Origin of the sequence: Micromonospora salmantinae, assembly GCF_022230905.1 — a bacterium.
Lineage (GTDB): Bacteria > Actinomycetota > Actinomycetes > Mycobacteriales > Micromonosporaceae > Micromonospora > Micromonospora salmantinae.
In genome coordinates, this window is record NZ_JAKKFG010000004.1 from 448,538 (window position 1) to 461,986 (window position 13,449).

General features: G+C 71.8%; 9 protein-coding genes and 1 pseudogene. All 10 read left to right on the plus strand.

Annotated features, from left to right (window positions below; genetic code table 11):
* The first annotated feature begins 51 nt into the window (after window positions 1-51).
* Window positions 52-1,068 (plus strand): asparagine synthetase A, encoded by a 1,017-nt coding sequence (locus tag PSH03_RS04430; RefSeq protein ID WP_238688336.1) that lies wholly within the window; start codon window positions 52-54, stop codon window positions 1,066-1,068.
* Entirely contained in the window at window positions 1,065-2,318 is a 1,254-nt protein-coding gene (locus tag PSH03_RS04435) for a glutamate synthase-related protein (RefSeq protein ID WP_238688337.1), read from the plus strand. Before PSH03_RS04430 ends, PSH03_RS04435 begins: the two co-directional genes overlap by 4 nt.
* A gap of 37 nt (window positions 2,319-2,355) precedes the next feature.
* Window positions 2,356-2,991, plus strand: a complete 636-nt coding sequence (locus tag PSH03_RS04440) for a winged helix-turn-helix domain-containing protein (protein WP_238688338.1) — start codon at window positions 2,356-2,358, stop codon at window positions 2,989-2,991.
* Window positions 2,984-4,303, plus strand: coding sequence for an MFS transporter (locus PSH03_RS04445; protein ID WP_238688339.1), 1,320 nt, complete (start codon window positions 2,984-2,986; stop codon window positions 4,301-4,303). The genes PSH03_RS04440 and PSH03_RS04445 overlap by 8 nt, the downstream gene beginning before the upstream one ends.
* Window positions 4,304-4,426: 123 nt before the next feature.
* Complete coding sequence (locus tag PSH03_RS04450) at window positions 4,427-4,954, plus strand: YbaK/EbsC family protein (RefSeq protein WP_238688340.1); 528 nt, start codon at window positions 4,427-4,429, stop codon at window positions 4,952-4,954.
* A 140-nt stretch (window positions 4,955-5,094) separates the two neighbouring features.
* The gene (locus PSH03_RS04455) at window positions 5,095-6,138 is read left to right on the plus strand and encodes an ATP-grasp domain-containing protein (RefSeq protein WP_238688341.1); all 1,044 of its coding nucleotides are present in this window, start codon (window positions 5,095-5,097) and stop codon (window positions 6,136-6,138) included.
* 68 nt (window positions 6,139-6,206) lie between these two features.
* Window positions 6,207-7,784 (plus strand): annotated as a pseudogene (locus tag PSH03_RS33145) (amino acid adenylation domain-containing protein); the annotation flags it as partial.
* Window positions 7,773-9,527 (plus strand): condensation domain-containing protein, encoded by a 1,755-nt coding sequence (locus PSH03_RS33150; protein WP_441005691.1) that lies wholly within the window; start codon window positions 7,773-7,775, stop codon window positions 9,525-9,527. The pseudogene PSH03_RS33145 and the gene PSH03_RS33150, both read left to right, overlap by 12 nt.
* Complete coding sequence (locus tag PSH03_RS04465; RefSeq protein ID WP_238688343.1) at window positions 9,514-12,648, plus strand: non-ribosomal peptide synthetase; 3,135 nt, start codon at window positions 9,514-9,516, stop codon at window positions 12,646-12,648. The genes PSH03_RS33150 and PSH03_RS04465 overlap by 14 nt, the downstream gene beginning before the upstream one ends.
* Before the next feature lie 80 nt (window positions 12,649-12,728).
* Window positions 12,729-13,442: a thioesterase II family protein gene (locus PSH03_RS04470; RefSeq protein WP_238688344.1), complete on the plus strand. Its 714-nt coding sequence runs from the start codon at window positions 12,729-12,731 to the stop codon at window positions 13,440-13,442.
* The last annotated feature ends 7 nt before the right edge of the window (window positions 13,443-13,449 follow it).

A 13,449-nucleotide genomic window follows, 5' to 3' on the forward strand; every position in this document is an offset into this window, starting at 1 on the left:
CGCCGCCCGCCGCCGCGGGCATCGATGCCCGCGGCCGAGAAAGGGAGATCCATGCTCACCCTGGGAAACCACCAGAAGTCGGACCCGGCGATCGTCGGACCGCCCGCTCCGGGCGACCACCTCGCTGATCCCCGTACCCGTGCCGCCCTGCGCCTTCAGCACCATCTCCTCATCGCCGGCCGGGAGTACCTCACCGAGGCGGGTTTCGTCGAGTTGCTCCCGCCGGTCATCGGTCCGGTGACCGACCCGGGTGTCCGCGGCGCAAAGCAGGTCGACGTGGACTACTACGGCCACCGGTTCAAGTTGGCCACCAGCGGCATCCTCTACAAGCAGGCCTCGCTCACCGCCTTCGACCGCATCTTCAACGTGGCGGCCAACGTCCGGCTGGAACCTCCGGAGGTCTGCTCGACCGCGCGGCACCTGGTCGAGTTCCGCCAACTCGACGTCGAGCTGGCCAACGCCGGACGCGAAGAGGCCATGCACGTCGCCGAGGGACTCGTCAAACACATGGTGCGGCGGATCCTCGACCAGCACTCCGCGCTGCTGGAGGAGTTGGGGCGCGATCAGGAGCCGCTTCGCCTGCTGGTGGATCTGCCCTTCCCGGTGCTGCCGCACCCGGTCGCGGTGACCGCGCTGCACCGGCGGAACTATCCCCAGAACCCGGAGGCGGAGATCGAGTGGCCCGCCGAGGTGCTGCTGTCCCGCGAGTACGACCTGCCGTTCTTCGTGACCGACTATCCCCGGGGGTCGCGGGGTTTCTACGACCGGGCAGACGAGGAGAACCCCAATGTGCTGTTGAACTTCGACCTCCTGGCCCCCGAGGGGTTCGGCGAGATCAGCAGCGGCAGTGAGCGCGAGTACGAGTACGCCAAGGTGGTGACCCGGCTGCGAGAGACCGGCGAGAACCCGGCCAAGTACGCCTGGTACCTCGACATGGTGCGTTCCGGTATTCCCGCGAGCGCCGGGTTCGGGATCGGCGTCGAGCGACTGACCCGGTGGATCGCCGGGCTGGAGGCGACCTGGCAGGCCACGGCGTTCCCCAAGCTGCCCGGCGTGGTGGCGCCATGAGTGACCTGCTCAGGGCACCCGGCTTTCCGGAGGAGGAGGTCCGCGCCCGAGCCCGCGACGGTGAGCGGACGGTCTTTCCGGCCGCGGACTCGTACGGCACGACCCTGTACGGGGCCGGCGCTCCCGTGCCCGCTGACGGGCTGGACGCGCTCCGCGTGGCGCCGCCGCTGTTCATGCCCGGCCGGTTGGGCGAACTGGTTCAGCTCGGCCGCGAGCCCCTCTTCAGCGATGTCGACCTCGACACCGACATCGGCGGGTTCCGGTCGCCGGTACCCGTGTTCGTCTGTGCCTTCGGCTCCACCAGGGTCGCCAACGACGGGCTGGCCGCCGCGGCCAGCCGGCAGGCTGCCCGGCTCGGACTGCCGATGCTGGTGGGGGAGAACATCGCTCCTGTGCACGGCTACCGCGACGAGGCCGAGCTGGCCGGCACGTTGATCAAGCGAATTCGGCTCTATCTGGACGAGGTGCCCGACGGCATGGGTGGCGTCGTCGTCCAACAGAGCACCGAGGACGCGGACGCCGAAGTCTGGAACCACCTCTACAGTGACCCGACCGTGGAACCCCTGCTGAAGACCGGCCGGCTCGGCTTCGAGCTGAAGGTCGGCCAAGGGGCGAAGCCGGGGCTCGGGGGCATGACGCTGGTGGACCGGGCCGACGGCTCGCGGCTCGCGGAGCAGTTCCGCCTCAGCACCCTGAACGGGGTCGCCGACGACGACCGGAACGCGTCATTCGTGCGGTCGTCGAGCCCCGGCACCTTCACCGCCGACATCCTCCGGCACCAGATCCGGCTGATGCGCAACAACTATCCGCGCTGCCGGACGTGGGTCAAGCTGTTCCCGGGTCGGGACGTGGCCGAGGCGGTCGCCGTCGCCCATGCGGCGGGTGCGGACGCGGTCACGGTGGACGGTGCGGAGGGCGGCACCGGATGGGCGCCGACATCGTTCCTGCACCACGTCGGGCTGCCGCTGGGGGAGTGTCTCGTCCGGCTGTCCGACACCCCGGCCTGCCTACTCGCCAGCGGACGGATGTGGGAGGGAGCGCGGGCCGCCAAGGCGATCGCGCTCGGCGCCCGAGCGGTCGGGCTGGGGCGTGCGGCGCTGCTGGCCGTCGACGAGGACGCCGACCAGGGCCTGCTGCGGCTCGTGCGGTGCCTGGCGCTCGAGCTCCAGATGCTGACCAGCGCGGTCGGCAAGTACCGGGTCGGGCTGCTGTCGCCGGACGATCTGTGGCGGCCCGACGTACCGACGTGAGCTTTTCAAGGTTTCTTTTTTTAGATATCTTGAATAGATGGCGGACATTCCCGACCACCTGGATCTGACCGATCCACGCGTCATGCGGGGGCTGGCGCATCCGCTGCGCCTGGCCCTGCTCCGCCTGCTGGCGCAGCAGGGCGCCGCCACCGCGACCGAACTCGCCGGGCAGCTCGGAGTCTCCGCACCCTCGGCCAGCTACCACCTGAGCCAGCTCGCCAAGTTCGGCTTCGTCGTCGACGCGCCCCGACCGGGCGGAGGACGCGACCGGCCCTGGCAGGCAGTCGCGCGTGGCTTCCGCTGGGCATCGGGTGCCAATTCCACCCCCGAGACCGCCGCGGCGGCAGCGGCCCTGCGGCGCCAACTGACCGCGCACGGTCTGGCCGCGCTCTCCGAATACGAGACAGCGCAGGAGCGGTACCCCGGCTCCTGGCGGGAAGCGGCCTTCGTCATCACTGACACCGTTCTGCTCACCTCCGAGGAATTGACCGAGGTCGCGGAGGAAGTCAGGCAGGTGGTGGCCCGGGCACAACGACGCCACGGCGGTGAGCGGGCGGGCGCCGCGGTCCGACCGGTGCGACTGTTCGCCTTCGGCGTGCCGGACGAGCCGCCACCCGACGCCGACGAGGACCAGCCGACCGTCACGCCCCGAGAGGAACCGTCCGATGACTGACCGCACCCCTCGCACCCGAGTTGGCGGCGACATCACCGGCCTGCGAAGGACGTACTGGACCTGCCATTTCCTCCGCTGGCTGCCCCTCGGTCTGGCCCTGCCCGTGCTGGCCCTGCTGCCGCTGGACCGGGGCCTGGGCCTCGGTCAGATCGGCGTGCTGTTCGGGGTCTACAACGCCACGTCGGCGCTCCTCGAGCTGCCGACCGGCACGCTGGCGGACGTGTTGGGCAACCGGCCGGTGCTGATCATCGCCGCGCTCCTCGAGACGGCCTTCTATCTGGGGTTCGCGCTGGCACCGACGATGGTGGCCCTCACTGTCGCGATGATCCTGGGCGGCATCGGCCGTGCGCTCGCCTCCGGCGCGCTCGAGGCGTGGTACGTCGACCGTGTCTACGCCCGGGAGCCGGCCGCCGACGTCCGTCCCGCCATCGGTGGCGCCATGTTCCTCACCAACGTGGCCGTGCTCATCGGATCCGGTGCCGCCGTCGGCGTGTCCCTCCTGCCGAAGGGGCAACTCCCCGTCGACCTCCCGACCTCGGCGTTGCCGTTCGTCCTGGCGGTGCTCTGCGGTCTGCTCCAGATCGTCGCGCTGCTCGCGCTGGTGCGCGGTGGCGAGGGCAGCAAGAGTGCCCGGGCCGGACTGGCCGAGCTGAGGAGCGTTCCCGGCGTCATCCGCGAGAGCGTGACCTTCTCGGTCCAGCGGGGGAACCTGCGCCTGATCCTCATCACGGGCCTCGCGGTCGGCGTCGGTATCGGTGCGGTGGAAGCGTTCTGGCAGCCAGCCCTTGCTGATCTCCTGGCCGATCCGTCGGCCACCACCACAATGGCCGGGCTGCTCGTCGCCGGCTCCACACTGGTCGGCGCCATCGGCTCGCTCATCGCCGCCCGGCTACCGGCCGCCGCCGCCCGCCGCGCGCGGATCGTCTGCGGGGCGCTCTTCACGCTCCTCGCCGCCGCGATCGTCGCGCTGGCCGTCGCTCCCACCTTCGCCGTCGCCGCGACCGCCTTCCTGTTCGTGTACCTGTTTCTGGAGTTGCGCGCCCCCCTCAACCAGACACTGCTGCATCGCGCCAGTCCCGCCGGCCGGCGGGCCAGCGTCCTGTCGGCGTACTCGATGAGCACCAGCGCCGGTGCGGTCATCGCCTCCTTCGGGTTCGGCGCGATCGTGGACAGCGTCGGCGTCGCCACGGTCTGGCTGTGCGCCGCCGCGGTCGTCGCGCTCGCGAGCGTGGCCTACCTACGGCTGACGCCCACTCCCCGGGTGCCCGACGCCCAAGGCAGGACCGTCGCCGAGTCCGCCCTTCCGCACTGACCAGGCGCGTCGGGCGTGCCCGACGAGTGCGGTATCGGCAGCACGATGTCGCCGTGAATGCGCCCCGATAGCGCCTCGGTCGACCGTTGGCGCAACGGCCGGGCTTACGGAAGGAGCCGCACCGTGAACGTGCAGGCCCGTCTCGACATCGACACTCCGACAGCGGGTGACCGGCAGACCGCGCATCATCGCCTGATGCAGCGGTTGCAGATCACGGGCACCCCCTTTCGGCTCATGCGTCACCGGGCCGAAGGATGCACCGAGCTGGTGAGTCGCCTCCGTCAGCATGATCTCGCGCAGGCGGCCAAGTGCCTCGTGATCCGCGTCGGCCTGACCAAGCGGTCCCGACGTTACGTCCTCGCCGTGGTGCCCGGAGATCGCCGCGTCGACCTCGACGCGGTCCGGTGCCTGGCCGGCGGCACCAAGGCGCTGTTCGCCCAGCGGGACGTCGCCGAACGCCTCGCGGGCAGTGTCAGCGGATCCATCATCCCGTTCGCCTTCGACCCGGAACTCGATCTGATCGTCGACCGAAATCTGGTCCTGCAGGACGAGCTGTACTTCAACGCCGGGCGGCTCGACCTGTCGATGGCGCTGCGGACGGCGGACTATCTCGCCCTGGCCCGGCCCAGGATCGCACGGATCGCCACCTGAGCGGCCCATCCGCCATCGGACCGAAGGACTCCCATGAACGAGTACGAGCGGGGGCCGCTCAGCCTCCTGCACGCGCACCGACCAGGCGACCCTACGCCGGCCTGGACCGCCACGAACACCACCCACCCGGGAGCGGCGGCATGACCGACCTGCCCCGCGTCGGTGTGCTCCACGCCCCTCGTAGCGCCGCGGGCCTCGGCGACATCGAACGGGCCGCCGGAAGCCGGTGCCGCCCGGTCATCCTCATCGACGCGCGGGACGCCCGCGAACATCCCGCCAGCGTGCGTGCCGCGGCGACGCGCTTTCCCGTCGCGGTGGCCACCAGCGACAGTCTGCCGCAGATCGTGGCCCGACTGGACCTGCGCGGCGTGACCACGTTCCACGACGCGCGACTGGAACAGGCGGACCGGATCGCGCGGCAGCTCGGCGCACCCCGGATGACCATCGAGGGATGCTGGGACCGGCTCGCCGTCCGTACCACCCTGGCCCGGCATGGACTCAGCGCTATCGCGAGCCAACCGGTCGACACACCGGACGATCTTCGCCGTATCGTCGCGGCGTCGAGCGGCGTCCGCGTGCTCCGGTCCCGGCAGCACCAGGCCGCCGGGAGGGCGTCGCTGATCGCCGACGCCGCTGACGTCCAGCGTGAGATCGCCCGCCGACGCCGATGGAGCGGCCTGCTGCTCGAGACGCGCCCGTCGCCTCTCGGTCGGCAGGCCGCGGCGGGGTGCGTGGCATCCATCTCGGTGCTGACCGTCAACGAGCACCGGGCGCACCACCACCTCGGCCTCTGGGACAACATCGCGACGGGTGCCCCCTTCGGGGTCGACCGCCGGCTCGCCGCAACCGTCACCCGTCCCACCCGGCTCCCGGAGCACCAGCGGACCGTGCTGACCCGGTTCGTCAGCCGGTGCCTCGACGTGTTGGGCGTGCGGTGGCGGGTCGCGCACACCGAACTCGCCTTGACGCCCCAGGGCATCGAGGTCCTGGACGTGGACGTGTGCCCCGGCGCGCGACTCACGCGCCACCTCGGCTGCTCCGGCGCGGACCTCGTCGCCGACGCGCTCACCCTGGCGATCGGCGCCTGGCCGGTGGCCAGGGAGGTGGACGGGCGGTACGCCCGGCCCGGATGCCGGCGCGAAAGCCGACCGATGGCGATCCGAATGCACCAGGGCGTGGGCTAGGCCACGCCGCGTCGGCGATCCGATCCGCACGGCGCGGCGCAGCCCCACGAGTCGATGGAAGGACACCGATGGCGATACCGGCCGAAACACTGAGCCCAGCCGCCGCAGCACGGGACGCCGAACCGTCCCCACGCGACTGGTCCTTCACGAGATGGTTGGCAGCCGGATCCGGGCCGACGGTGCCGGACCAGCCCGCCCACCTGCTGCACGATCTCATCAGCCGCCAGGCGCTGGCGACTCCCGACGCCACCGCCGTCGTGTCCGAGGACCGCAGCCTCAGCTACGCCCACCTGGAGTCCTGGGCCAACTCGTGGGCCGCGCGGCTCCGGGACGAGTACGGCGTCGGGCGCGGTCAGATCGTCGCCGTCTGCGCACCACGGTCCGTCGAGCTCAGCGTGGCGCTCCTGGCCATTCTCAAGAGTGGGGCGGCCTATCTGCCCATCGCCGTGGACTGCCCGGACGAGCGGGCCCGGTACATGCTCGAGGAGTCGCGGGCAGCGGTGGTGCTGGCGCCGGAGCCCTTGGGCCGCCGCTTCGCGGGGACGCTGCCCGTGGTGCCTCTCGACGGCGAGCCCCGGCGGCACGAGCCGGTCGAGTTCGTCCGCCCCGGCGACAGCGATCCCACCGATCCGGCGTACGTCATCTACACCTCCGGTTCGACGGGCCGCCCGAAGGGCGCCGTGCTGAGCCACGCCGGTGTCGTCAACCGGCTGCTCTGGATGCGCCGGGCGTACGACATCCGGGCGACCGACCGGATCCTGCAGAAGACGCCGTACACCTTCGACGTCTCGGTCTGGGAGTTCTTCCTGCCGCTGCTGAGCGGCGCGACCCTCGTCTCCGCCCGTCCGGAGGGTCACCACGACCCAAGGTACCTGTCGGACCTCATCCGGCGGGAGGCGATCACCATCGTGCACTTCGTGCCCGCCATGCTGACGCCGTTCCTCGACGAACCCGGGGTCGGCGGCTGCGGATCGCTTCGCCACGTCTTTTGCAGCGGCGAAGCGCTGCCCCGGCATACCCAGGACCGCTGTCTCGATCTCCTCGACACCGAGCTGCACAACCTGTATGGCCCGACCGAGGCGTCGATCGACGTCACCGCGTGGACCTGCCAGCGCGACGACAGCCGGCGGTACGTCCCGATCGGCCGACCCATCGACAACATGTTCGCGCTCGTCCTCGACGAGGATCTGCGCCCGGTCCCGGACGGTCAGGTCGGGGAGTTGTACCTCGGCGGCGTGGGCCTCGCGACCGGTTACCTCGCCCGCAGCGAGTTGACCCGGGAAGTCTTCCTGCCCAGTCCGCTCCCCGACGGACCGGACCGGATCTACCGCACCGGGGATCTGGTCCGCCGGCACCCGGACGGCGAGTTGGAGTACTGCGGCCGACGTGACCGGCAGGTCAAGGTGCGGGGTTTCCGCATCGAGCTCGGCGAGGTCGAGAGCCGGCTGTGCGACGTGCCCGAGGTCGTCGAGGCCATCGTCAGCACCGAGAAGACCTCCGGCGGGGCCGACCGGCTGATCGCCTTCCTGCGCCTGCGGCCGGGTGCCACGGTCAGCCTCGGCGGCCTGCGCGACGCCCTCGCCGTCCACCTGCCGGAATACATGATCCCGTCGTCGATCCGGCTGGTCGACCGGGTGCCGGTCACCGCCAACGGCAAGGCGGATCTCCCTGCCCTGCATCGGACGGCGGGGCCTCCGCTGGCAGCGGAAGCCCCGTGGACCGCGCCCCGCGACGAGACGGAACAGACGCTGGTCGACCTGTGGGCGACGGTGCTGGACGTTTACCCCGTCGGGGTGCACGACGACTTCTTCGAGCTGGGCGGTGACTCGCTGCTCGGGCTGCGGGTGATCAGTCTTGCCCGGGACGCCGGGCTCCGGCTCACCACCGACGACCTGTTCACCCTGCGGACCGTGGCCCGACTGGCGCCGATCGTCCAGGGTCGCCAGGTCCTCGCCGTCGACCAGGAGCCCGCGTACGGGACGGCGCCGCTGACCCCGATCCAACGGAGATTCCTCGAGTACGACATGGCGGTGCCCGACCACTGGTCGATGCCGTTGGTGCTGGACGCGTCGGACCCGATCGACGTACCGGCGGCCCGGACCGCGTTGCACGCGGTGCTGGCACACCACGACGCGCTCCGTACCCGCCTCGACGCGACCGGAACGCAGACCATCCGCCCGATCGCGCCCGACGCGCCGCTCGACGTGGTCGAGTTCGGGGTCGGGTCCGACCGGCACGCCCAGCTCACCGCCTGGATCACCACCGCCAGCGGGACGCTCGACGTCGGCGCCGGCCGCCTGGTACGCGCCGCGGTGCTGCGCCATTCCGAGGGCGACCGGCTCGTCCTCGCCCTGCACCACGTCGTCATGGACGGGGTCTCCTGGCGGGTCCTGGCCGACGACCTCGACGCCGCCTACCGCGCCGCCCGTGCGGGACGCCCGGCCGACCTGCCGGCGCGCACCAACTCGATCCTCGACTGGGCGCGAGCGTTGACGCCGCTCACCGCCGGCCCCGCCCTGGCGGCGGACCGGCGCTACTGGAGCACCCAGTACTCCCCACCGGCCGGCCCGCAATGGCCGGGTCCGGGCACCGGCACGTCGGGATCGGCCCGACGACACACCGCAACCCTCGCCCCGGCCACCACCCAGCACCTGCTGCGGGACACGACCCGCGTCCTGGGCGCACGGATCGACGAGGTGCTCGTCGCCGCCCTCTGGCTGGCCGTCCGCGAGAACCACGGCACGGAGGGCCTGTTCATCGATCTCGAGGGCCACGGCCGCGACCACCTGACCGACGACCTCGACGTGTCACGGACGGTCGGCTGGTTCACCAGCATCTTCCCCGTCCACTTCGAGGCCTCGGCCGACGCCGGTCCACTGGAGGTCCTCCGGGCGGTCCGCGCGCGACTGCGCCGGATCCCACACCGGGGCAGCGGGTACGGGATGCTGCGGTACCAGGCCGCCGACCCCGACCTCCGCGCCGAGCTGGCAGCCCTGCCCACCCCGACCGTCAAGTTCAACTATCTCGGTCGTTTCGACGACCACCGGGGGACCGCGCTGACCGTCGCGCCCGTGCAGGTGGCACTGGACTCGGCGGAGCGGAACGTGCGTTCCCACCGACTCGACGTCGTCGGTCTCGTGTCGACCGAGGGCCTCCGGACCGAGTGGGAGCACGTGCCCGAGCTGGACGACCCGGTCACCGTGCGGAACCTCGCCAGCGCGTTCAACCGCCACCTGCACGCGTTCTGCGACGCGGCGGACGAGACCCAGCGGGCCAGCGGGGACATCGCGGTCGACCCCGGTCGCCTCGGGCTCGATGCCGGCGACCTGAGCACCATCGCGGCGGCCATCGCCCGGATCGACGGAGGGGACGACGATGCCCACGCTTGAGGCCGTCAACGAGTTGACCCGCACCCAGCACGGCATGTTGGTGCACTGTCTGAGCGAGCCCGACGCCGACCACTACCTGGTGCAGGCCTTCCGCGACCTGACCGGACCGGTCGATCTGCGACTGCTGCGCCGCGCCGTCGAACTCCTGCACGAGCTGCACCCAGCCCTGCGCAGCGCGTTCATGTGGCAGGGCATCAAGCAGCCCGTCCAGGTGGTGACCAGCCGGGTACGCCCCGACTACACCGAACTGGACCTCACCCCCGACGGTGCGGATCCGCAGGACCAGCGGTGGCGGGACCTGCTGGGCGCCGACCGGAGCCGTGGCCTGCGCCTGGACGCGCCGACGCCGTGCCGGTGGACCGTCGTCCGTCTCGGCCCTGAGCGGCTGCGGATCCTCTTCACCCACCACCACCTCCTGCTGGACGGCATCAGTCTCGCCCTCGCATGGCGGGACCTCGCCCAGACGTACGCGCACCTGTGCGATCCGCAGCAACCGATGCCCGGGGCGCGACCACCGGTGCACGCCCTGCTCGCCTGGCGCGACGGCCGGGACCGGTGGTCCGAGGAGCTGTTCTGGCAGGACCAGCTGCGGGACCTCGACACCCGTGAGATCGAGATCGGGCAGCTGGAACGCCGCACCGACGAGGGCTGGGGAGAGGAGCGGCACGCCCTGCCCGAGCGGCTGCTCGGTTCGTTGCGGACACTCGCCCGCACGCGTCAGGTGTCCCTGAACTCCGTCCTGCACGCGGCCTGGTGCATCCAGGTGGCCAGGTACACCAACGCGGACGATGTCGTCGTCGGCACCGTCTTCGCCGGTCGACCCGACGCGCTGGTCGATGCGCAGCAGATGGTGGGCACGTTCCTCAACACCCTGCCGCTGCGGCTCCGCGTCCCGGGTGACGCCACCGCCGTGGCTCTCATCCAGGCGGTGCACGGCCGGCTCACCGAGCTGCGCGCGTACCAGGACACCTCGCTGTCGGAGGCGCTGCAGTTCGCCGGCCTACCGACCGGGCGGCTGGTCTTCGACTCGATAGTGGTGTCCGAGAGCTATCCGCTGGCGGACCCGGCCGAGTGGGGCACCGCGCGGTCCACCCCCGGCGAGGTGCTGGAGAGCCCGCACTTCCCCCTGACGCTCGTGCTGCGCCCCGAGGCGGGCGAGGTGGTGCTGCGGCACGACGGGCGACGGTTCACCAGCGTGGTGGCGCGGCGGATCCTGGACCACTTCCTGACCCTGCTCGAAACCCTGACGACGGCCGATCCCGACACCTCGGTCCGGGAGCTGGCCATGCTCCCCGAGCACGAGCGGCGGGACCTGGAGAGGCACGCGGGGCGGCCCGCCGCTGGCACCTGGCGGACCCCGATGCCCGAGGCGTTCGCCGCCTCCGTCGGTCGTACCCCTGATGTGGTCGCCGTGCGCGACGGCGACCGTATGATCACCTACCGCCAGTTGGCCGAGCGTGCCGACCGCCTGGCAGCGGGCCTGATCGAACGTGGCGTCCGGCCCGGGTCCGTGGTGGCCGTGAGCCTTGCGCCCAGCATGGCGGCGGTGGTGACTGTGCTGGCGGTCTGGCGAGCCGGGGCGGTCTACCTTCCCCTGGACCCGGGTCAGCCGGAAGAGCGCCTACGGTTCATCGTCCGCGACGCCGGGGCGGTGCTGGTGGTGACGGGTGACCGGCCCGGGTGGGCGGACGACCTGCCCGTGGTCCGACCCGACCTGGTGACGACCACCGGACCGACCACCGGGGACGTGGTGACCGACCCGCAGGACGTCGCCTACATCATCTACACCTCCGGGTCGACCGGTGAGCCGAAGGGCGTGCGGGTCCAGCACGGCCCACTGGCCCACTACGTGTGGTGGGCGGTCGACCGGTACCTCACCGGGGCCGACGGCGGCGTGCCGCTGCACTCGTCGCTGGCCTTCGACCTCGGCCTGACCAGCCTCCTTTGTCCGTTGGCGGCAGGCCGGACGATCGTGGTGGCGCCGCCCGAGGGCCTGGCGGACCTGCTCGCCGGCCACCACCGGTTCGCCTTCGTCAAGGTGACGCCCGCCCACCTGGGCCTGCTCTCCACCTGGCCGGGCGTCGCGCGTGCCGCGGCGACCGCTCGGACCTGGGTCGTCGGTGGGGAGGCCCTGCACCACGAGCAGACGGCGCCCTGGCTGCGGGCCGCGCCGGAAACCGTCATGATCAACGAGTACGGGCCCACCGAGGCCGTCGTCGGTTGCTGCGTGCACACCGTGACCTCGCCCCCGGACACCGGTCCGGTGCCCATCGGGCGACCCATCGACGGTGCCCGCCTCTACGTCCTCGACCGCTCGGGTCACCCCACGCCGATCGGGATGCCCGGTGAGCTCCACATCGCCGGCCCGGCGCTCGCCGCCGGATACGTCAACCGTCCCGAACTGACCGCCCAGCGCTTCCTGCCCGACTGCACCGGCCAGCCCGGTCGGATGTACCGCACCGGCGACCTGGCCTGCCTGACGCCCGACGGCACGCTGCACTACCTGGGCCGTCGCGACGACCAGGTGAAGATCCGTGGTTATCGCGTGGAACTGGGGGAGATCGAGGCCAGGACGCGGGCCACCGGCCACGTCGGCGAGTGCAAGGTGATGCTGCGGCGGGACCCGGAGGGCCAGGAACGGCTCGTGTCGTACGTCGTGCCGACGGGCGACCGGCTCGACGAGACCGCGCTGCGGGAACTGCTCGCCAGGAACCTGCCCGCCTACATGCTCCCGGAGCGGGTGGTCCGGTTGGCGACGATGCCGCTGACCCGCAACGGGAAGGTCGACGTCGCAGCCCTGCCGTCTCCCGAGTGGACCACCGAACGCGCGGCCACGTCGCCGCCGCGAACAGCGACCGAGCGGCTCGTCGCCGACATCTGGGCGCGGCTGCTCGGCGTGGGATCGGTCGGCCCGGACGACGACTTCTTCTGCCTGGGTGGTCACTCCCTCCTCGCCGCCCGGGTGGTCAACGACGTGCAGGCCGGCAGCGGGGTCTGGCTACCGGTGAGCAAGATCTTTCAGCTGCGTACCGTTGCCGAGCTCGCCGCCTGGATCGACGCGGAAGGTGCCGCCGACCCGGCTCCGCCGGCCATCGTCCGGATCGCGCGACGGGCCAGATGACGGCGCGATCTCCGTACACCTGAGCAGGTTGCGGGCGCCGGGACCGGCGCCTGCTGCCCCGAGGAAGAGAGGCGCATGTTGTGGACGAGACCACGCTGATCTGTCTGCCCTTCGCTGGAGCCGGCGCGGCGTTCTTCCGGCCCTGGCAGCGGCAGGCCCCGCAGGGTCTGCGCATCCTGCCGGTCCAGCTCCCCGGCCGGGAGGAACGCTTCGTGGAGCCGCCGCACACGGACGCGGCGCAAGCCACCGACGAGGCGTGCGCCCTGGTGACCGGTCATCTCGCCGCCGGGGCGCCCGTCGCCGTGTTCGGGCACAGCATGGGCGCCGTGCTCGCGTACGAACTCGCGCATCGGCTGGAGGCCGCCGCCGGCGTGCGCCTGGAACGGCTCTTCGTCAGCGGCTCACCCGGACCGCGGTCGGGGCGTACCGAGTGGGTGGGCGATCTACCCGAGGAACAGTTCCTCGCGAAGGTCCGCGTCATCGCCGGCTACGCCCACGCAGCCCTCGACGACCCCGAGATGAGGGAGCTCCTGCTGCCCACGCTCCGGGCGGACGTACGCCTGCACGAGTCCTACCGTCCCACCTCGGAGCGCAGGCTCAGGACGCCGATCAGTGCGCTGCGGGGCCGGCAGGACGGGCTGGTCAGCGCGGCCCAGATCGCCCAGTGGGCGGAGGCCACCGCCGGCGGGCTCCGCACGTCGGAACTCGACGGGGGCCACATGTACCTCACCGAGCAGCCCGGTCAACTGCTCGACCTGATCGCCGCGGAACTTCGTACGGTCGAGGTCGGGTGAGGCGGTG